General features: G+C 72.2%; 21 protein-coding genes. 12 read left to right on the forward strand and 9 right to left on the reverse strand.

Features of this window, described 5'->3' with window-relative positions:
* Positions 1–9 precede the first annotated feature (9 nt).
* From BJY16_RS31335 to BJY16_RS31345, 3 genes are all read right to left on the reverse strand, one after another.
* A complete protein-coding gene (locus BJY16_RS31335; RefSeq protein WP_185043139.1) occupies positions 10–495 on the reverse strand; it encodes a flavodoxin domain-containing protein in 486 nt (161 codons plus the stop codon).
* Positions 496–515: 20 nt separating this feature from the next.
* Positions 516–1,415, reverse strand: a complete 900-nt coding sequence (locus tag BJY16_RS31340; RefSeq protein ID WP_185043140.1) for a universal stress protein — start codon at positions 1,413–1,415, stop codon at positions 516–518.
* A gap of 172 nt (positions 1,416–1,587) precedes the next feature.
* The gene (locus tag BJY16_RS31345; protein ID WP_239177261.1) at positions 1,588–1,884 is read right to left on the reverse strand and encodes a 2TM domain-containing protein; all 297 of its coding nucleotides are present in this window, start codon (positions 1,882–1,884) and stop codon (positions 1,588–1,590) included.
* A 167-nt stretch (positions 1,885–2,051) separates the two neighbouring features.
* On the opposite strand from BJY16_RS31345, the gene BJY16_RS31350 reads away from it, so the two are divergent.
* The 7 genes from BJY16_RS31350 (at position 2,052) to BJY16_RS31380 (ending at position 10,958) form a co-directional block, all read left to right on the forward strand.
* The gene (locus BJY16_RS31350; protein ID WP_185043141.1) at positions 2,052–2,957 is read left to right on the forward strand and encodes an ABC transporter ATP-binding protein; all 906 of its coding nucleotides are present in this window, start codon (positions 2,052–2,054) and stop codon (positions 2,955–2,957) included.
* Positions 2,941–4,530, forward strand: a complete 1,590-nt coding sequence (locus BJY16_RS31355) for an ABC transporter permease (protein ID WP_185043142.1) — start codon at positions 2,941–2,943, stop codon at positions 4,528–4,530. The genes BJY16_RS31350 and BJY16_RS31355 overlap by 17 nt, the downstream gene beginning before the upstream one ends.
* Positions 4,531–4,556: 26 nt before the next feature.
* Complete coding sequence (locus tag BJY16_RS31360; protein WP_185043143.1) at positions 4,557–6,773, forward strand: glycosyltransferase family 2 protein; 2,217 nt, start codon at positions 4,557–4,559, stop codon at positions 6,771–6,773.
* A gap of 27 nt (positions 6,774–6,800) precedes the next feature.
* Entirely contained in the window at positions 6,801–8,048 is a 1,248-nt protein-coding gene (locus tag BJY16_RS31365) for a TolB family protein (RefSeq protein ID WP_185043144.1), read from the forward strand.
* A gap of 93 nt (positions 8,049–8,141) precedes the next feature.
* Positions 8,142–9,314, forward strand: coding sequence for a hydroxymethylglutaryl-CoA reductase (locus tag BJY16_RS31370; protein ID WP_185043145.1), 1,173 nt, complete (start codon positions 8,142–8,144; stop codon positions 9,312–9,314).
* Positions 9,315–9,486: 172 nt separating this feature from the next.
* Positions 9,487–9,954, forward strand: coding sequence for a hypothetical protein (locus tag BJY16_RS31375; RefSeq protein WP_203759010.1), 468 nt, complete (start codon positions 9,487–9,489; stop codon positions 9,952–9,954).
* A gap of 191 nt (positions 9,955–10,145) precedes the next feature.
* Positions 10,146–10,958 carry a universal stress protein gene (locus tag BJY16_RS31380; RefSeq protein WP_185043147.1) on the forward strand — a complete coding sequence of 271 codons (813 nt, stop codon included), beginning with the start codon at positions 10,146–10,148 and terminating at the stop codon, positions 10,956–10,958.
* A gap of 398 nt (positions 10,959–11,356) precedes the next feature.
* On the opposite strand, the gene BJY16_RS31385 is transcribed toward BJY16_RS31380, so the two are convergent.
* Positions 11,357–11,983 carry a hypothetical protein gene (locus BJY16_RS31385; RefSeq protein ID WP_203759009.1) on the reverse strand — a complete coding sequence of 209 codons (627 nt, stop codon included), beginning with the start codon at positions 11,981–11,983 and terminating at the stop codon, positions 11,357–11,359.
* A gap of 163 nt (positions 11,984–12,146) precedes the next feature.
* On the opposite strand from BJY16_RS31385, the gene BJY16_RS31390 reads away from it, so the two are divergent.
* The 4 genes from BJY16_RS31390 (at position 12,147) to BJY16_RS31405 (ending at position 14,421) form a co-directional block, all read left to right on the forward strand.
* Positions 12,147–12,602, forward strand: a complete 456-nt coding sequence (locus tag BJY16_RS31390; protein WP_185043148.1) for a hypothetical protein — start codon at positions 12,147–12,149, stop codon at positions 12,600–12,602.
* Positions 12,603–12,628: 26 nt separating this feature from the next.
* Complete coding sequence (locus BJY16_RS31395) at positions 12,629–13,021, forward strand: nuclear transport factor 2 family protein (RefSeq protein WP_185043149.1); 393 nt, start codon at positions 12,629–12,631, stop codon at positions 13,019–13,021.
* Positions 13,022–13,105: 84 nt separating this feature from the next.
* Entirely contained in the window at positions 13,106–13,453 is a 348-nt protein-coding gene (locus BJY16_RS31400) for an ankyrin repeat domain-containing protein (protein WP_185046761.1), read from the forward strand.
* A gap of 29 nt (positions 13,454–13,482) precedes the next feature.
* Positions 13,483–14,421, forward strand: a complete 939-nt coding sequence (locus BJY16_RS31405; protein WP_185043150.1) for a CE1 family esterase — start codon at positions 13,483–13,485, stop codon at positions 14,419–14,421.
* 57 nt (positions 14,422–14,478) lie between these two features.
* Here BJY16_RS31405 and BJY16_RS31410 read toward each other — a convergent pair whose 3' ends face one another.
* A complete protein-coding gene (locus BJY16_RS31410) occupies positions 14,479–15,444 on the reverse strand; it encodes a helix-turn-helix transcriptional regulator (protein WP_185043151.1) in 966 nt (321 codons plus the stop codon).
* A gap of 63 nt (positions 15,445–15,507) precedes the next feature.
* On the opposite strand from BJY16_RS31410, the gene BJY16_RS31415 reads away from it, so the two are divergent.
* Positions 15,508–15,894 (forward strand): VOC family protein, encoded by a 387-nt coding sequence (locus BJY16_RS31415; RefSeq protein ID WP_185043152.1) that lies wholly within the window; start codon positions 15,508–15,510, stop codon positions 15,892–15,894.
* A gap of 3 nt (positions 15,895–15,897) precedes the next feature.
* Here BJY16_RS31415 and BJY16_RS31420 read toward each other — a convergent pair whose 3' ends face one another.
* The 4 genes from BJY16_RS31420 to BJY16_RS31435 form a co-directional block, all read right to left on the reverse strand.
* Positions 15,898–16,059: a hypothetical protein gene (locus BJY16_RS31420; RefSeq protein ID WP_185043153.1), complete on the reverse strand. Its 162-nt coding sequence runs from the start codon at positions 16,057–16,059 to the stop codon at positions 15,898–15,900.
* A gap of 166 nt (positions 16,060–16,225) precedes the next feature.
* Complete coding sequence (gene hypE / locus BJY16_RS31425; protein WP_185043154.1) at positions 16,226–17,281, reverse strand: hydrogenase expression/formation protein HypE; 1,056 nt, start codon at positions 17,279–17,281, stop codon at positions 16,226–16,228.
* The gene (gene hypD, locus BJY16_RS31430; RefSeq protein ID WP_185043155.1) at positions 17,278–18,390 is read right to left on the reverse strand and encodes a hydrogenase formation protein HypD; all 1,113 of its coding nucleotides are present in this window, start codon (positions 18,388–18,390) and stop codon (positions 17,278–17,280) included. The genes hypE and hypD overlap by 4 nt, the downstream gene beginning before the upstream one ends.
* Entirely contained in the window at positions 18,387–18,635 is a 249-nt protein-coding gene (locus BJY16_RS31435) for a HypC/HybG/HupF family hydrogenase formation chaperone (RefSeq protein ID WP_185043156.1), read from the reverse strand. Before BJY16_RS31435 ends, hypD begins: the two co-directional genes overlap by 4 nt.

The following is an 18,635-nucleotide window of genomic DNA, read 5'->3' on the forward strand; positions in this document are numbered from 1 at the left end:
CCTCCGCGCTCACCACCCGGCGCCGTCCGCGCCGGTCATCGCCAACACCTTCCGGGTCCAGTCGCCGATCTCCGCCCAGTCGCGCAGATCGCGGCGCGGGCGGCGGCCACCGGGCGGGTCCGCCCCGCCGAACAGCCCGACCGAGACCGGCACCAGCCAGGACCGGCGGGCCAGCGCCCGCTCCAGTTGCTCCGAGCTGCGCCGCCAGGCCTCCTCGTCGTCGCGGCGCGGACCCAGCCCGAACACCGCGACCGGCATCCTGTCCAGCTCGTCGCGGTGCCGGGCCAGGAACCGGTGCGCGTCCCGGTGCCAGCGGCCGGAGTAGATGGGGGCGCCGAGGATCACCAGGCCCCAGTCGGCCAGAGAGTTTTCGACGGCCCGTGCCGGCAACACCCGCGCTTGCGCGCCGGCCGCCGTCGCGGCGGTCGCCACGGCCTCGGCCACCTCCTGGGTGGAGCCCCTCTTGGTGGCGTAGGCCACCAGAATGCGCGTCATCGCAGCCACCTCCGATCCCGTCAGCCGACGAAGAAGATCGGGCACTGTGCCTGGTGCAGGACCGCCCCGCCCACCGATCCCAGGCCGATGTGGCCGGGTCGGCGACCGAGCACCACCGCGGCGGCATACTGGGAGGCGCTGACCAGCTCATTCACCGGGTTGCCGACCACCGTCCGGTTCTGGACCGTGACGCCACCACGCCGGTCGGACCGGTCCGGTGCGTCGCTCGCCTCCCGGGTGACGTGCAACAGGATGAGGTCACAGCCGCGTAGCCGCGCCTCCTGGAGGGCGAACCCGACCACCCGGCCGGCCGAGGGCGCCTCGTCCACGCCGACCACCAGTGGCCGGGACGCGAGTTCGGGCGCAGCCGGCCACGGCGCGTCGACCACCAGGACCGGCCCCGGATGCCGGGCCGCCACCCGGTCCGCCACGCTGCGGCGCAACGCCCCCCGCAACGGGCCGTGCCGGTGCCCGACCACGATCAGGTCGTCGTCGCCGGCGTCGGTGAGCAGCATCTCGACCGGGGTCATGCCGACGCTGACCCGTGTGGTGACCGGCACCGACGGAGCGAAGGCACGCACCCGCTTGACCACCCTCGTGAGCAGCCGGGGATCGTGCGGCGTGTTCCCGGCATGCACCAGCAGCAGTCCGTATCCCCGCAGTTCGGCCTCGATCGCCGCGTGGTCGACGGCCACGTGGCTGGTCGGCGCGTCGTCCACGCCCGCGATCACCGTCCCGGTGGCGGTCGAGTCGATCACGGGCGGGTCCGGCGCGGGTGCCTTCGCCGGAACGTACGGATCCACGTAGGAGTAGGTGCCGAGGTAGCGGTTGATGACTTCGCCGTACCGCGTGGCCCGGCGTGAGGTGCCGGCTCGCTGCCGCGCTTCCTGTTCCACCCTGTACTTGCCGAGATCGCTCATGGCCGCCTCCCGACCCGAATGCGCGTCCACCGCGCCGGGAGCGAAGCGGCACCCCGGAATTGCGGGGCGCCGGCCACGCTGCCGGCGCTCCTAACTCCATGTCACCTCGCGCTTCACGCTTCGAACAGGGCAGTTGGACCCGTTCCTCGGCCATTGGGCCGTCCAGGCTCCGTCAGCGCTTGCTGAGCCGGTCCATCTCCTCTCGGATCGCGTCCTCGGACGGCTCCGAGCCGACGAACACGTCCCAGACGTGGAAGGCGACCCCGATACCCCAGCCGAACAGGGGGAACATCGGCCAGAAGAAGCCGCCCGGGGTGGTCAGCCACCACATCGTGATCAGGAACAGATTGACCAGTACGTAGGCCAGTACATGGGCCTGCAGCTCGCGCCGTTTGCGCAGCCGGTCGGTCGCGGCTTGGCGCAGGTCCCCCGGCGGGTTGGCGGCCGGGACGCCATGCATCGTCGTCATCGCAGCTCCCTCGATCTTGGCCGGGGCGTCGCAGCCGCGCACGCGGCCACGATCGCCGTCACCTCCACCGTCATCCGGTGACCGCGTGATGGACAGGGCCGGACGGCCGGTCGCCGCGGGACCTTTCCCGCTGCCGCGCGGCGCGCCGGACGGGTAAGGCTCGGAGCATGGCGACCATCGAGGTTCGCGATCTGACCCGGGCCTACGGGCCGGTGCGGGCCGTGGACGGGATCAGCTTCTCGGTCGGCGACGGCGAGATCTTCGCGCTGCTCGGGCCGAACGGGGCCGGCAAGACCACTACGGTGGAGATCCTCGAGGGGTACCGGACCCGCGATTCCGGCACGGTCCGGGTCCTGGGGCACGACCCGGCGACCGGCGGGTCCGGCTACCGCGCGAGGATCGGGGTGGTGCTGCAGTCGGCCGGTTTCGAGGAAGAGTTCACCGTCCGTGAGCTGGTCCGGTTGCAGACCCGTCTCTTCCCGCGCGGGCACGACCCGGACGAGCTGATCGCCTTGGTCGGGCTCGCCGAGAAGCGGAACACCCGGGTCAAGGGCCTGTCCGGCGGCCAGCGGCGGCGTCTGGACCTGGCGCTCGGCCTGGCCGGCGCACCGGACCTGCTCTTCCTCGACGAGCCGACCACCGGTTTCGACCCGGCCGCCCGGCACCACGCCTGGGATCTGGTGGCAAACCTGCGCGAGCTGGGCACCACCATTCTGCTCACCACGCACTACCTGGAGGAGGCGCAACGGCTCGCCGACCGGGTGGCGGTGATGCGCGAGGGCCGGCTGCTGGCGACCGGAACGCCGGAGGACCTGCGGGCCGGCAGCAAGCTGCCGACAGTGATCAGTTTCGGTACGCCGTCCGCTGACCTGCCACCGCTGAGCGCCTCGCCGGACGTGTCCGGCACGACCGTACGGGTCGTCTCGCGAGATGCGGTCGGGGACGCTTGGCGGCTGACCGGCTGGGCCCGGGAACACAACCTGGCGCTGGCCGACTTCGCGGTCAGCCCACCAACGCTGGAGGACGTCTACCTGGCGCTCACCGAGGAGTCCCCGGATGAGCCCGCGGACTGAGCTGATGCTGACCGGGCACGCCGTCCGCAGTTTCGCCCGGAACCCGATGGCGGCGTTCTTCACCCTCGTGTTCCCGGTCAGCTTCCTGATCATCGTGGCGTCGATCATCGGCGACGTGCGCACCGCGGCGGGCGTCCCGGTGGCGCAGTTCCTGGTCACGCCGTTCGCCGTATTCGGTGTGGCGCAGGCCTCGTTCGTCCTGGTCGCGGTGGACATGGCCGGACTGCGGGAGAACGGTGTGCTGCTGAGGCTGCGGGCCACGCCGGTGCCGGCCGGGGCGGTGCTCGCCGCCCGGATCGGCGCGGCGGCGGCCGCCTCCGGCGCGGCGGTGCTCCTGCTGGTCGCGGTGGGCAGTCTCGGGTATGACGTGCACCTGGTCTGGCGCAAGCTGCCGGCCATGCTGGTCACCCTGCTGCTCGGCGTCGCCTGCTGCGCCGCCCTGGGCCTGGCTCTGGCCGCGCTGACCCGGACCGTCCTGGTCGCGCAGTCGCTGGCGCAAGGATTGCTGATCACCCTGGCGTTCGTCTCCGACGTGTTCATCGTCGGGGCCGCCCTGCCTCGCTGGCTGGACGTGCTCGGCTCAGTCATGCCGCTGAAGCACTTCGCCCGGGCGATGGCCGAGACGTTCGACCCGACACCCGGGTACGGCTTCTCGCCCGGCCATCTGGCCGTCATGGCCGCCTGGACCGTGGCCGCCGCCATCGTGGCGAGCCTGCGGTTCGGATGGCAGCCGCGCGGAGCCGCGACGCCCCTGACTCCGGCCGAGCCCGACCGCCCGGCGCCGGCGCGGTTGGCGCCGCCGGCGGACCACCACCGGCCCGCGCTCGCCTCGCTGACCACCCAGGTCTCGTACGCCCTGCTCGGGCTGCGCCGCAACGCGCTCGCGGTGTTCTTCTCACTGATCTTCCCGGCGTTGCTGCTGGCCTTGTTCCCGACGGTCTTCGGGGGCGGGCTGGTGCACGGCATGCCACTGGCTCAGTACCTGTACGCCGGGATGATCACGTACAGCGCCGCGCTCGCCGCCTACGTCGACATGCCGGAGTCGGTGGTGGTGGCCAGGGCCGCCGGGGTGCTCAAACGGCTGCGCGGCACCCCGCTGCCGTTCCGCTGGTATCTCGCCGGCCGGGCGAGCGCCGCTCTGGTCGCCGCGCTGCTGGCCGCCGTCCTGCTCACCGTGGTCGGCGTGGGATTCCTCGACGTGCGACTGGATCCCGTCCGGATCCCGGCCCTGCTGCTCGCGATCGTCGCCGGTGTCGTTTGCTTCGCGGCGCTCGGCCTGGCGGTCGCGACGCTGCTGGCATCGGCCCGCTCGATCGTCGCCGTCACGCTCGGCACGCTGTTGCCGCTCTGCTTCCTGTCGGAGATCTTCGTGGTCGGTGACCAGCCGCTGCCCGGCTGGCTGACCGCCGTCGCGGACGTCTTTCCCCTGCGTCACCTGCTGCAAGCGGTGCTGACCGCGACCGATCCGGCGGCCGGCGGCACCGGCCTCGCGCCCCGCCACTTGGCGGTGCCGGTGCTGTGGACGGCGCTGGGGCTGCTGGTGGCGACCCGCCGCCGGGCGGCCCTCGACTGACCCCTCCGGACCGAAGAGGAGGAAAGATGCTGGCCGTCCTGCTGCTGGCCGGGATCGTGACGGCGCCGCTGAGTTCGCTGCTGATCTTCCTGCCCTCCCGCCGGACCGGCGCCGCCGGCGCCACCGCGGCTCTCCGGCGGGTGCTGCTCACCGCGGCGTTCGCCGGGCTGGTGTACGCGGTGCTCACCCTGCTGGGATTCCGGCCCGCCCAGGTCGTCGGCGCCGTCCTGGCCTACCTGGTTGCCAGTGCGGTGTGGTTCCCGTTCACCGCCCGGTGGACCGCTCGGGCTCACGTCGCCTGGGCATCCAGCGTCTTCCTGTTCGTCAGCTACCTGCTTTTCGTCACCAGCTGGACGCTCGGCAGCGGCCTCGGCGCCTGGGGTACCGCCGCCGGGCTGCTGCTCTGCTTCTTCGAATTGATCGCGGGTCTGCTGGGCGCGGCCTACCTGTGGGAGCTGTGCGACGCGCTGGGCAGCCAGGTGTGGCGGCGACGGGTCCCAGTCGACCGGTCCGTGCAGCTGGCCCGGCAGAGCCGGGCCCGGACGGCGTCCTCGCTGCCCTTCGTCAGCCTGCACGTGCCAGCACACAACGAACCGCCGGAGATGGTGATCGACACGCTGCGCCGGATGACCCGGATCGATTATCCGCGCTTCGAGGTCATCGCGATCGACGACAACACCGGTGACGAGGCGTTGTGGCGGCCGGTCGAGGCCTGGTGCGCCAGGAACGACGTCAAGTTCTTCCACCTGGCCGGCTGGCCCGGCTACAAGTCCGGGGCGCTCAACTACGCCTTCGGTGAGCTGATCGACCCGGCCGCCGAGATCATCGGTGTGGTCGACTCCGACTACCGGATCGACGCCGGGTTCCTGCGCCGATGCGTGCCGCTCTTCGACGACCCGAGCATCGGGTTCATCCAGGCGCCGCAGGACTACCGGGACTGGCACACGGTGCCGTACCTACGCCGGCTGTACTACTCGTACCGGTACTTCTTCGCGGTCTCGCAGCCGTCCCGCAACGAACGCGACGGCGCGATCTTCGCCGGGACGATGGGGCTGATCCGGCGCGAGGCGCTGCGTGCCGTCGGCGGCTGGGACGAGTGGTGCATCACCGAGGACGCCGAGCTGTCGCTGCGCCTGCTCCGGGCCGGCTGGTCCGGGCTGCACGTCGACGCCTCGATGGGCCGCGGGGTGATGCCGCTGACCTTCGAGGCGCTCAAGAGCCAGCGATATCGCTGGTGTTTCGGCGGCATCCAGGTCCTGCGGATGCATTTCCGGTCGCTGCTGCCCGGGCCGCGCACCGCGCACAACCGGCTGTCGCTGGGGCAGCGGTGGGCGTATCTGTCCGGGGCCCTGCAATGGTACGGCGACCTGCTCGGGCTGATCTTCTACGTCTTCCTGCTGTGCGGCGCGGTCAACCTCGCGCTCGGCGGCGACCAGTTGTTCCGCAGACTGTCGGCGTTCCTGGTGGCCGCCGTGCCGGTCCTGATCGTGCTGGGCCTGCTGCGCGCCGTGGCCCTGCTGCGCCGTGAGACCGGTGCCACCTGGCGGGACGCCGTCGGCGCGTTCTTCATCTGGCAGTCCACCGCCCTGGTGGTGGCCCGAGCGTCCGTGCAGGGGCTGTTCGCGCGGCGGGCGGAGTTCCTGCGGACGCCGAAGACCGGGGAACGGGAGAGTCTCGGGCAGGCACTGCGGGCGAACTGGGCGGAGACGCTGCTGGCGGCGCTGGGGCTCGCCGGGATCGTGATGTCGCTGACCAGGTGGGACACCTCCAGCGGGCCGCTGCTGGCCGGTCTTCTGGTGGTGCCGACGCTCGGGTTGGCGGCCGCGCCGTATTACAGCCGGGCCGCGCAACGGGCCATGCTGCCGCCAGAGCTGGCCGCACGCCGGCGCTCGGAGTGGCAGCGGGACCGGCGGGCCGTGCTCGCCGGCACCACCGCGGGCCTGACCCTGGCCGCCGCCGGCGTCGCGGTCGCCCTGCTCGTGACGGTGCTGACCGCGCCCAGCACCGGCCTGGTCTCGCCGCCCGACCTCCGTCCCGCCCCGGCCGACAGCCGGGCCCCCACGCACAAGAATCCGCCCAGCCCGGTGCCGAGCCCGTCGCCGAGTCCGGCGCCGAGCAGCGAGACACCAGCCGTCTCCGCGTCACCGACGCCCTCGGAGTCCCCCTCACCGAAGCCGTCCAGCGCGCCACCTGCCAGCAGCCCCAGCGTCTCCCCCACCGTCACGAATACACCTCGGAACTGACCACCTAGGAGGTCGAGCATGCAGTTGATGACCATCGTGTTGGCCGTGATGATCGGCGCCGCCGGGCCGACCGTGATACCGGTGAGCCAGGGCGGCAACGGCTTCTCCGGCATCATCAGCGCGGACGGACGGTATGTGGCGTTCACCGCGGGAGAAATGCCCTTCTCTCCGGCCGACACCAACGGCACAAGTGACGTGTACGTCGGCGACCTGCGTACCCGCGCGGTCCGGCTGGTCAGTGCCACCCCGACCGGCACGGCCGGCGCGGGCGAGAGCTACGACGCGGACGTCAGCGCCGATGGGCGCTACGTCTCCTTCACCTCGACCGCGCCCGACCTGGTGCCCGGTGACACCAACGGGATCCCCGACGTCTTCGTCCGCGACGTGCGCACCGGCCGGACGGTGCGGGCCAGCGTGCCCGACCGCGGCGGGCAGGCCGAAGGCGCCTGGTGGGACGCCAGCCGGGACGCGGAGATGTCCGCGGACGGCCGGTGGGTGACGTTCAGCTCCTCCGCGCCGAACCTGACCGCCGACGACACCAACGGCGACGACGACGTGTTCGTCCGGGACCTGCGGGCCGGCACCACGGTCCGGGCCACGGTGGCGGCCACGCCCGGCGACGCCGGGGGCGGTTTCGTGTCGTCGATCAGCGACACCGGGCGGTACGTGGCGTTCCTGTCCTACGCCGACGATCTGGTCGCCGGCGACACCAACGAGGAACGTGACGTCTTCGTCCGGGATCTGCGCGCCGGCACCACCACCCGGGTCAACGTGTCGTCGTCCGGCGCGCAGGCGCAGGGCGGCATCTGCTGCATGGATGACGTGACGATCAGCGCCACCGGGCGGTATGTCGCGTTCACCACGCAGGCCGGCAATCTGGTGCCTGGCGACACCGCGGGAATCGACCTGTTCGTCCGGGACCGGCTGGCCGGCACCACCACCCGGGCCAGCCTCACGAGCGGCGGCGGTCAGCTGAACAACGATGTGGAGAGCCCGTCGATCAGCGCTGACGGCCGCTACGTGTCCTTCGCCAGCATCGCCGACAACGTGGTCGCCGGCGACACCAACGACCGGTACGACGTGTTCGTCCGGGACCGCTGGGCCGGCACGACCACCCGGGTGAGCGTGTCGTCCACCGGCGAGCAGGGCAACGACGACAGCAACTACGGCGCGCTGAGCCGGGACGGACGAGCGATCGTGTTCGGGTCGAAGGCGTCGAACCTGGTGCCCGGCGATACGAACGGCTCGTCGGACGTGTTCCTGTACCGGCTCTGACCGTGGCCGGCGCCGGCAGCACAGGTCGGACGGCCGCCGAGGCGGGGCCGTCCGACCGTGCCGGACGCGTCGGTACGGGTGTCGACTGAGGCTATGGCGAGCCCGCGCATTCCCCGGAACCCGGGCGACGACTACACCCGGTCGATGGCGGCGCAACGCCGCCAGGTGCTCAGCGAGCACAGCGGAGCGGTCCTCGCGTACGTCGGGCGGTACAGCATCGATCCCGGTGTGCTGCGCGGCAACATCGAGGGCTTCATCGGCGCCGCGCAGGTGCCGATCGGGGTGGCCGGGCCACTGCTGATCAACGGCGAGTACGCGAGCGGAGAATTCCTGGTGCCGCTGGCGACCACCGAGGGTTCGCTGGTCGCCAGCTACAACCGGGGCATGCGGCTACTCAGCGAGTGCGGCGGGGTCACCACCACGATCGTCGAGGAGTCCATGCAGCGCGGCCCGGCGTTCCGGTTCGACTCCTCCCGGGAAGCCCGCGACTTCGGCCGGTGGGTGCTCGACAACCTCGCCGCGATCCGGGCCGCGGCCGAGTCGACCACGCGCGTCGGGCGGCTGCTCGACATCGGCCAGTACCAGGTGGGACCGCTGCGCTACCTACGGTTCAACTACACGACCGGGGACGCGGCCGGGCAGAACCTGACCGGCAAGGCGACCCGGGCCGCGTGCGAATGGATCCGTGACCACTGCCCCGGCCACCCTCGCTACGTGCTGTCCGGCAACGTCGACACCGACAAGAAGCACTCGCAGATCAACACGCTGCTGACCCGGGGCCGTCGGGTGGTCGCCGAGGCGGTGCTCAGCGCGGAGGCGCTGCACCGGATCATGCGGGTCGATCCGGTCGAGTTGTTCCGCTGGCGTCAGGTGGCGATGACCGGCGCGGTGCTGGCCGGCGCCTCGGGCACCGGGGTGCACGCGGCCAACGCCTTGGCCGCCCTGTTCATCGCGACCGGGCAGGACGCCGCGAACGTCGCCGAGTCGCATGCCGCGCTCAGCTACACCCAACTGCTGGACTCCGGCGACTACTACTGGTCGGTGACGCTACCGGCGCTGATCGTGGCCACCTACGGCGGCGGGACCGGCCTGCCGACCCAGCGGGAGTGCCTGGAACTGCTCGGCTGCTACGGGCCGGGGCGGGTGCGGGCCTTCGCCGAGATCTGCGCCGCGGTGGTCCTGGCCGGCGAGACGTCGCTGGCCGCGGCGGTGCTGCACGACGACTGGGTGGCCGCGCACGAACGGCTGGGGCGCAACCGCCCTTGACCGGCTCCGTGTTCCGGGCCGGCAGGCCCGCCCCGGCTGGGCCGGGCAGGTCACCACCATGCACCCAGAGGCGTGCCGGGTGGGGTCTCGCGGTCAGGGCGACCGGCCCTGTACGGATCGGCGTGCGGGGAGGCAGGGTTCGTGGTGGGCCAACAGGTCTGCACGGTTCACAGTGGGGGTGGTGAATCTCATGGAGTTCGTACCCGTGCTCGCGTTGGGAACCCTTGTCTTCACGCTGGTGCTCTTCCTCAAGAACCTGAGCGCTCGTCAGTGGGGCTCCGTAGTCACACAGCTGATCGCCTGGGCAGCCGGCATCGGCGGCGTCTTCCTCATGGCCTCGACGTCGTTCGCGGCGGGCATCACGATCGGGGACCAGAGCCTGGACGCGTTGTCGGTCTGGTCGAAGGTGCTGATCGGGCTGTTGGCGACGTCGCTGCTCAGCGTCGGCAACGAGTTCAAGAAGGCGATCGACCGGTCGGACAGCGCCGCGGCACCGGCCTGGTTCGGCGGCAGGTTCGGCGGCGGAGCCTCGTCACCGCCGCAGTCACTGGCCGGCGTGGCGACGCCGGAGGCTGTCGCTGACGCCCAGCGGCAGGTCGCCGGATCCCGGTCCACCGCGAAAGGCAATGGGCCGAGGTAACCGCTTCGTTCACCGGATCAGGTAGTGCGCTGGTCCCGTGCCCGCCGCCACGGTGGGCACGGGACCAGCGCCGTCGAACGACCGGCAATCCCCGACCGCCCCTCCCCGCGCCCACGCACGGTGCGAGCCCGGGACCTCCGGCCTGTCCGGCGGGCCTGTGATCGCCGCATGCTGGAGGGGAGGTGGGCGATATGCACTCGGTCCTCGTCGGCGTCGATGGGTCTCCGGAATCCCTGCGGGTGGTGCGCGACGCGGCCGAGGAAGCGGCGCGGCGGCGCTGGAATCTGCGGATCATGCACGTCGTCGACGTGCCGGCCGAGCCCGGGGCACCCGAGCGGATCGTCACCCGGGCCGCCGAGCAGGCCCGTCGCAGCGCGCCGCGGGTCAGCCTTGACACCGCGGTGGTCATCGGCGATCCGGCGCGGGTCCTGGTCGATGGCAGCAGGATCGCCGATCTGCTGGTGGTCGGCGAGCCCGCCGGCCGGATCCGGCCGGGCGGGTCGGTGCCGGCCCGCGTGGCCGCCACCGCGGGCTGTCCGATTCTGGTGCTCCGTGGGCACTCGCACGCCGGCGGGCCGGTCGTGGCCGGTGTCGACGGCTCACCCCGCGGGCAGCCGACACTGCGCCTCGCCGCGGCCGAGGCGGACCGCCGCGGCGTCGAACTCGTCGCCCTGCACGCCTGGCGCGAACCGGATGCCACGCCGCTCGGCGACACGGCGCCACTGAGTCACCTGACCCGGCCGGCCGAGATCGAGCACCGGCGGCTGCTGGCCGACGCGGTCGCTGGCATCGCCGAGGAGTATCCGCAGGTGTCGTTGCGGCGCGACGCCCGCCGCGGATCGGCGCGACGGCTGCTGCTGGCCTGCTCACGCGTCGCTGAGCTGGTGGTGGTCGGCCGCCGCGGGCGGTACCGGATCGATGCCCTGGAGCCCACCTCGGTCAGCCGGCATCTCGTCGAACGCTCCGCCTGCCCGGTGCTGGTCGTCCCGGGGATCGCCGGATGACGCGTCGACGAGCTGCACAGGGCTGTGCGCACGGCGGGCCAGCGCGGCGACGGTGGCCGCAGTCCGCGGGCCGGGCGCCGCGGCGACCACCAGCAGGCTCGCCCGCAGGCTGGCGGCGGCCAGGGTGATCACGGCGTCGACGCTACGGCGGACCGCGAACTCGACCGGGACGGCGGGGTGCTTCTCCGCTGACCGGCGCACCGCCTCCCTGAGCGGCACCTCGCCGGTGGCGGGGACGGTTCCGGTGGCGACGACGCTGACGGTGGCGTCAACGCGTTCGGCCTGGTCCAGGGCGTACCGTAAGCCGGCTTCGACCGGCCCCGGGCCGATCACCCCGACCACGATCCGCGGCCTGCCCGGCGAAACCGGCGCGCCGGGCCGGGCGAGCAGGGCGGCGGTCATCGCCGGACGGTCCCGAGCACGCCGGCGCGGCTCCACCGGTGCACCGGCACGCCGGTCACCGCCGCCATGGTGGCTGCCATGAGCAGGCCGCCGGCCACCCCGACCGCGATCACCGCGCCGACCGCCTGGCCCGGGTGCCACAGCGGGGTGCTGAAGGCCACGAAGACGGTGAGCCCGGCGAGCCAGGCCAGCGCGTTGTAGGTGATCCACCGCTCGGCGGCCGGCACCAGGTGCCGCAGGACGGTCCACTGGGCGACGCCGATGGTGTTCAGCAGGGCCAGGCCGAGCAGCACGGCCATCGGGATGACCAGGCCGGGCGGCCAGCCCGTCCAGACGGTGGCGAAGGTGGGTGCGAGCAGCGCGATCGCGTACGCGGTGACCGCGGCGGCCGCGGTGACCGCGATCCAGCGCCGCACCGGAAGATCGGTCCGGATCCGGCGCAGCACCAGGCTCTGTCCCCAGCCGAGGACAGCGCCTTCCACCGCGCCCGCGGCCAGCAGGGCCGGCACCGCGACGGCCGCCGGGGCGTCCACGGTGAGCGCGCCCGCCGTGGCCGGAACGGCGAAGCCGGCCATCTCGGCCGCCGTCACGGTCGCCATCCACACCGGCCACACCCGCTCCATGTCTCCAGCGTGAACCGGGTCCGGCCGGAACACAGCGGCCGAAGGTCCCGGCGCTCGCGGGAATTTCCGGGTGCCCTGGACCCACACCGCCGCAGGCGTGGGCCGCCCGGCCCTACCGGGCCGGACGGCAGCGGAGCGAGGCTGGGATCGGAAAGGCAACGTCATGACCACTGCAACCGTGAAAAGCCGCCCGTCGGCGGGCGCGCGCCGGTTCGGCTACGGTGTCGCCGCCGCCATCAACATCGTCCTGCTCTACCTGATCAACGTCCGCCCGGGCTGGGACGTGGTTCCGTTCCTGACCGCGGACACCTCCCAGATCATTCCCCTGGTCAACGCCTCGCTGCTGGCCGGCCTGGTGGTGGACGGCATCCAGTCGGTCCGCGATCCGCGCTGGCTGGTCGCTCTCGGCGGGTTGGTCACCACCTCGATCGGGGTGGCCGTGCTGGTCCGCACCTGGCAGGTGTTCCCGTTCGACTTCGGCGACGCCGGCTTCAACTGGGCGCTGCTGTTCCGGTTCGGCCTCGTGGTCGCCGTGGCCGGGGCACTCATCGGCTTCGTCGTGCAGGCGGTGACACTGGGGCGGGAACTCCACCGGGCCGGCAGTTCCGTGCGACGATGACGCGATCACCAGCGCGAGGAGGATTCATGAAGGCATTCCGGCAGGCGGTCGAGGCCCGTGACATCGCCGCGATCGAGGCACTGCTCGCCGACGACGTGGTCTTCGTCAGCCCGGTGGCGTTCCAGCCCTATCCGGGCAAGGCGATGACCGTGGCGATCCTGCGCGGGGTGCTGCGCGTCTTCGAGGATTTCCGGTACGTCAGTGAGCTGGCCGGCGCGGACGAGCGGGATCACGCCCTGGTGTTCGAGACCAGGGTCGGCGGCAAGGACCTCACCGGCTGTGACTTCATCCACCTCGACGACGACGGCCTGATCGACCGGCTGATGGTGATGGTCCGGCCACTGTCCGGGGCGCAGGCGCTGGCCGAGGCGATGAACGCCCAGTTCGACCAGATCCGCGACGAGGCGGCTCAGGGCTGATCGCGTGCATGAGCCCCGGCGCGAGTGGGCATTGCCGACGGCGTGACTCAGCTGGATGACGAGACGATCGCCTTCGCGCACCGCATGTTCGACCTGGCCCGTTCCGGCGGCACCGAGGAGCTGGCCGGTAACCTCACGGCGGGCCTGCCGGCCAACCTGACCAACGACAAGGGCGACACGCTGCTGATCCTCGCGGCGTACCACAATCAGGTCGGCACGGTACGCGCCCTGCTGGAGCACGGCGCCGACCCCAACCGGGTCAACGACCGGGGCCAGACCGCGCTGTCGGCCGCGGTCTTCCGGCAGAACCCGGACACGGTCCAGGCGCTGCTGGCCGCCGGCGCCGACCCGGACGGCGGAACACCCTCGGCGGTGGCCACGGCGGATTACTTCAAGCTGCCCGAGATGGCCGCGCTGCTGGGTCCTCACTAGTCTGACCACATCCCACCTCGGGAGGTGCGATGGCTCGGCACGAGTGGCGGGTGGCTCGGGCGGTGGCCGCCACGGCAGCGGCCATGGCGGCGCTGGCCTGCAGTTCCACGGATCGTCCCGGCCCATCGCCGGCCCTGCCGTCGGCGCTGCCGTCGAGCGGCACCGCCACCGTGGAGGTGGCCGGCCGGCCGGTCACCGTGCACGTCCCGGAGTCCTACGATCCGGCCCGGCCGGCGCCGCTGGTCGTCGCGTTGCACGGCTACACGTCCGACGCGGCGGAGCTGGAGGGATACCTACGGCTGACGCCCGAGTCGGACCGGCGGGGCTTCGTCTACGCCTACCCGGACGGGTCGGCCGACGATCGCGGTGAACGGTACTGGAACGCCACCGACGCGTGCTGCGCCTTCGGCAGCCCGCAGCCCGACGACTCGGGCTACCTCAGCGGGCTGATCTCCACGATCCAGGCCACCTACCGGATCGATCGTGCGCGCGTCTACCTGATCGGACACTCGAACGGCGCGTTCATGGCGTTCCGGATGGCCTGCGATCACGCCGACCAGGTCACCGCGATCGTCGCGTTGAACGGCGCGAGTTGGAACGACGCCACCCGCTGCCGGCCGTCCGTACCGGTGAGCGTGCTGGCGATCCACAGCAGCGCCGACGAGACCGTCGCCTTCGAGGGCGGCCAGATCAACGGCGTCGCCTACCCCTCGGCGGCCACCACGGTCAGCCAATGGCTGAGTTATGACCGATGTGTTCCAGCGGGCCGCGACACCGCACCACTCGACCTGGTCACCGATCTGCCGGGGTCCGAAACCGCGGTGCGCTCCTACGATCAGGGGTGCGCCGGTGGCTCGGCCGTGCGGGAATGGACCATCGGCGGCGGCACGCATGTGCCCCAGCTGACTCCCGGTTTCGCTCCGGCGGTGACGGACTTCCTGCTCTCCCGGGTCAAACCCGCCCGGTGAACGACCTCAGGCGCCAGCTGAAAGCCCACGACCGATTCGAGCACGACTTGTGGCGTCCTACTGGGGCTGACCACCAACGTTCTCCTCGAACAGGTCTCGGGTACGGCGCAGAAGCGCCTCCCTCACGCGGTCGGGTGACAGGACCTGGAGCGTGGTGCCCAGCCCGAGGAGGTAGGTGGCTAGCTTGTCCGCGTCGTTGCCGCCGATCTCGACGATGGTGGCGTCGGGGCCGTCCGGGCGATGGGTGCCGATCGTCGGGGGCACCAGGAGCAGCGCCTGGTCCATGGGGTGCGGCAGCCGGATCGTCACATAGAGCGGGTACACGACGCCGGCGATGCCTTGCGAGACGAGGAGGGCGGCGTCGGGTGGGTCGACGACCTCGACGGCATGTCCGGTCAGTTCCACTCGCACGACTCGGTCGGCTCGGAACGTCCGCCACTGTTCCCGGCTCACGTCTCGGGCGACGAAGTACCAGCGGCGGCCGGTGCGCACCAGGCGGTAGGGGTCCACGTCCCGGACCGTGTCGTTTCCGGCATGGTCGCGATACGACAGACGGGTGCGCTCGCCACGGCGGCATGCGAGAGCCAGTTCCAGCAGCACGCCGGGCGAGATCTGACCTCCTTCGGGCCGGGGAGCGTGAACGAAGGTGGCGTCCATATCGGCCAGCCGGCCCGCGACAGGGGACGGCAGAACCTGTCGGAGTTTCAACAGCGCCGACATTGCGGCCTGGCCGCTGCCCAGCACGCCGCTGAACGCGGCCTCGCGCAGTGCGACGGCCACGGCGAGGGCTTCCTCGTCGTCGAGGATCAGCGGCGGCAGCCGGGTGCCGCCGCTGAGGCGGTAGCCGCCCCACGGCCCCGGGTCGGACTCGATGCCATAGCCGAGTTCCCGCAGCCGGGCAATGTCTCGCCGGACCGTGCGGTCAGTGATCGCCATCCGCTCGGCCAGTTCGCGGCTGGTCCACGTCGATCGGGTGGACAGCAGCGAAACCAGTTGCAGGAGGCGGATGGAGGTACTGATCACATCCAGGAGTCTCCCCCATGATCAGGACCGGACCTGTCCTGGTCCCGTCCTAGCGTCTTGCCCATGAGTACCGAGACCACCTCCGAGCCCACCATCAGGGTCCTGTCCATTGACTTCGACTGCCCGGACCCCGCTGAGCTGGCTCGCTTCTACGGCGACGCGCTCCGCCTGCCCGTGATCTATTCCAGCGACGACTTCATCCTGCTGGGTCGAGAGGGTTCGCCCGGACTGGGCTTCATCCGGGTGGCCGACTACCGACGTCCGACCTGGCCGGACCCCGCACAGGGCAAGCAGGCCCACCTCGAACTCGGCGTCGACGACCTGGATGCCGCCCAGGCTCGGATGCTGGCCCTGGGCGCCGTGGCGCCCTCGTTCCAACCACACCCCGATCAGCGGAGAGTCCTGCTGGACCCAGCAGGTCATCCGTTCTGCATCTCCACCCAGAGTTGAGCATCATCCATCTCCTGACGCCCTGATCGCCCGGTAGCCGCAGTCTCCGGCGTCGGCCATGGTGGCCTTGAGCGGCACCATGATCTGTGCGGTGGAGACGGCGGCGCGGGGCGACCGGCTCATCAGACCGCGGTCCGGGTTCTCCTGACCCTCTTCCATGATCATGGCCGTGGCGCCGAGTCGGCTGATCCGGCTATCCGCTCGTCGGCCGGGCCGGGAGAGGCCTTGGCGCCGTGCCTCGCTGCGACGGATCGGGCGCGGCTCCGCCGGACGGGGCCGCGATGCCGTTCCGGGCACCCCGGCGAGCAGAAACCGTCGAAGACAAGTCGGGTCAGCAGATCCGCGGCAGTTGTTCGCCCAGCGGCATGTCGAGCACCCGCCGGGCGCCGACCGCGGTGCGGACCACCACCGGCCCGTCCGGGACGACCGTGCCGATGCGGACCGCGTCGCGGGCCTCCGGCCGCGCCCGCATCGCGGTGAGCACGGCCTCCGCCCGGTCCGGCGCCACGAACGCGACCAGGCAGCCCTCGTTGGCCACATAGGCCGGGTCGAGACCGAGCATCTCGCACGCCGCCCGGACGGGTTCCGGCACCGGCAGCGCCCGTTCGTCGATCTCGGCGCCGACTCCGGAGGCCACCGCGATCTCGTTCAGCGACGCGGCCAGGCCGCCCCGGGTCGGGTCGCGCAGCGCGTGCACGGCGTCCCCGCCGGCGGCCACCATCGTGCCGACCAGCCGGTGCAGGGGCTGGGTGTCGGAGGCCAGGTCCACCTCGAAGCCCAGGCCCTCGCGGGTGCTGAGCACGGTGACGCCGTGGCAGCCGAGCGGGCCGGAGAGCAGGATCGCGTCGCCGGGGCGGGCGCCGGCCGCCGACGGGGCCGCGCCGGGCAGCCGGCGGCCCAGACCGGCGGTGATCACGAAGAGGCGGTCGGCGGCGCCCCGGCCGACCACCTTGGTGTCGCCGGTGACCACCGGCACGCCGGCGGCCTCCGCGGCCGCTCCGGCCGAGGCGGTGACCCGGCGCAGGTCGGCCAGCGGCAGACCCTCTTCGACGACGTACGCGAGGGTCAGCGCGACCGGCATCGCCGCGCGCATGGCCAGGTCGTTGACGGTCCCGTGGACGGCCAGCGCACCGATGTCGCCGCCGGGGAAGAAGAGCGGGTCGACGACGTACGCGTCGGTGCTCAGGGCCAGATCGGTGCCGTCCATCCGCACCAGCGCGGCGTCCTCCAGGGGGCCGCGATCGGCGGCCGAGCCGAGCGCGGGCACCAGCACGCCGGCGATCAGCTCGGCGGACAGCCGCCCGCCGGCGCCGTGCCCGAGCAGGACCCGCTCGGTCTCGGGGAACGGTGCCGGGCAGGTGCCGGTCGTGGGGTCGACGGTGGTCATGGCTGGCCTTCCGGGTCGGGCGGGCGGCGGCGCCCGGCGGAGTAGTAGGCGGCGCAGGTGCCCTCCGCCGACACCATCGGCGCGCCCAGCGGCGTGCGCGGGGTGCAGGCGGTGCCGTAGGCGCGGCAGTCGGTCGGGACCTTGTCGCCGGTCAGGATGTCGCCGGCCACGCACTCGGGGTGTTCGCGCACCACGATGCGGCCGACGTCGAACCGGCGCCCGGCGTCGAACGCGGCGTACTCGTCGGTGAGGGTGAGGCCGCTGTCCGGGATGGCGCCGATCCCGCGCCAGGCCCGATCGGTGATCCGGAAGACGCTGCGCACGGCGTCCTGGGCCGCGGTGTTGCCATCGCGGCGGACGGCCCGGGCGTACTGGTTCTGCACCCGGTGCTCGCCGCTCTCCAGCTGGCGCACCGCCATCAGGATGCCCTCGAGCAGGTCGAGGGGTTCGAAACCGGTGACCACGATCGGCACCCGGAATTCCGCGGCGATCGGCTCGTACTCGGTCCAGCCCATCACCGCGCAGACGTGACCGGCGGCGAGAAAGCCCTGGACCTGGCAGGTGGGTGCGCGCAGCACGGCGGTCATAGCGGGCGGCACCAGCACGTGGCTGACCAGGACACTGAAGTTGGTCAGTCCGAGGGTGGCGGCGTGCCGGACGGCCATGGCGTTGGCCGGGGCGGTGGTCTCGAACCCGACGGCGAGGAACACCACCTGCCGGTCCGGATACGCCTTGGCCAGGGTGACCGCGTCCATCGGCGAGTACACGACCCGGACGTCGGCGCCCCGGGCGCGCAGCGCCAGCAGGTCGGTGTGCGAGCCGGGCACCCGCAGCATGTCGCCGAAGCTGGTGAGGATCACGCCGGGCCGCTGCGCGATCGCCATCGCCCGGTCGAGGACTTCGAGCGGGGTGACGCAGACCGGGCAGCCCGGCCCGTGGATCATCCGGATGCCGCCGGGCAGCAGTTCGTCGATGCCCTGCCGGACGAGGGTGTGGGTCTGCCCGCCGCACACCTCCATCAGCGCCCACGGCCGGGTGGTGACCCGGCGCAGCTCGGCGAGCAGCGTCCGGGCCAGGTCCGGGTCGCGGTATTCGTCGAGGTACCTCACGGCCCGAGCTCCTGCGCCAGGACATCGCCCATGGCGCGCAGCACGGCGAGGGTGCGCTGCGCCTCCGCGGCGTCGACGACGCTGATCGCGAAGCCGACATGCACGATCACGTAGTCCCCGGCGCCGGCCTGCGGGGTGTAGTCCAGGCAGACCTGTTTGCGCACGCCACCGAAGTCGACGGTGCCGATCCGCAGACCGTCCTGCTGTTCGATCCCGGTGATCCGGCCGGGGATGCCCAGGCACAT

It is taken from the genome of Actinoplanes octamycinicus (genome assembly GCF_014205225.1).
GTDB classification, from domain to species: domain Bacteria; phylum Actinomycetota; class Actinomycetes; order Mycobacteriales; family Micromonosporaceae; genus Actinoplanes; species Actinoplanes octamycinicus.

Coding starts and splice junctions, on each gene's coding strand:
- BJY16_RS31335 (WP_185043139.1), bottom strand. CDS start 495: ATGACGCGCATTCTGGTGGCCTACGCCACCAAGAGGGGCTCCACCCAG.
- BJY16_RS31340 (WP_185043140.1), bottom strand. CDS start 1,415: ATGAGCGATCTCGGCAAGTACAGGGTGGAACAGGAAGCGCGGCAGCGA.
- BJY16_RS31345 (WP_239177261.1), bottom strand. CDS start 1,884: ATGACGACGATGCATGGCGTCCCGGCCGCCAACCCGCCGGGGGACCTG.
- BJY16_RS31350 (WP_185043141.1), top strand. CDS start 2,052: ATGGCGACCATCGAGGTTCGCGATCTGACCCGGGCCTACGGGCCGGTG.
- BJY16_RS31355 (WP_185043142.1), top strand. CDS start 2,941: ATGAGCCCGCGGACTGAGCTGATGCTGACCGGGCACGCCGTCCGCAGT.
- BJY16_RS31360 (WP_185043143.1), top strand. CDS start 4,557: ATGCTGGCCGTCCTGCTGCTGGCCGGGATCGTGACGGCGCCGCTGAGT.
- BJY16_RS31365 (WP_185043144.1), top strand. CDS start 6,801: ATGACCATCGTGTTGGCCGTGATGATCGGCGCCGCCGGGCCGACCGTG.
- BJY16_RS31370 (WP_185043145.1), top strand. CDS start 8,142: ATGGCGAGCCCGCGCATTCCCCGGAACCCGGGCGACGACTACACCCGG.
- BJY16_RS31380 (WP_185043147.1), top strand. CDS start 10,146: ATGCACTCGGTCCTCGTCGGCGTCGATGGGTCTCCGGAATCCCTGCGG.
- BJY16_RS31385 (WP_203759009.1), bottom strand. CDS start 11,983: ATGGAGCGGGTGTGGCCGGTGTGGATGGCGACCGTGACGGCGGCCGAG.
- BJY16_RS31390 (WP_185043148.1), top strand. CDS start 12,147: ATGACCACTGCAACCGTGAAAAGCCGCCCGTCGGCGGGCGCGCGCCGG.
- BJY16_RS31395 (WP_185043149.1), top strand. CDS start 12,629: ATGAAGGCATTCCGGCAGGCGGTCGAGGCCCGTGACATCGCCGCGATC.
- BJY16_RS31400 (WP_185046761.1), top strand. CDS start 13,106: ATGTTCGACCTGGCCCGTTCCGGCGGCACCGAGGAGCTGGCCGGTAAC.
- BJY16_RS31405 (WP_185043150.1), top strand. CDS start 13,483: ATGGCTCGGCACGAGTGGCGGGTGGCTCGGGCGGTGGCCGCCACGGCA.
- BJY16_RS31415 (WP_185043152.1), top strand. CDS start 15,508: ATGAGTACCGAGACCACCTCCGAGCCCACCATCAGGGTCCTGTCCATT.
- BJY16_RS31420 (WP_185043153.1), bottom strand. CDS start 16,059: ATGATCATGGAAGAGGGTCAGGAGAACCCGGACCGCGGTCTGATGAGC.
- hypE (WP_185043154.1), bottom strand. CDS start 17,281: ATGACCACCGTCGACCCCACGACCGGCACCTGCCCGGCACCGTTCCCC.
- BJY16_RS31435 (WP_185043156.1), bottom strand. CDS start 18,635: ATGTGCCTGGGCATCCCCGGCCGGATCACCGGGATCGAACAGCAGGAC.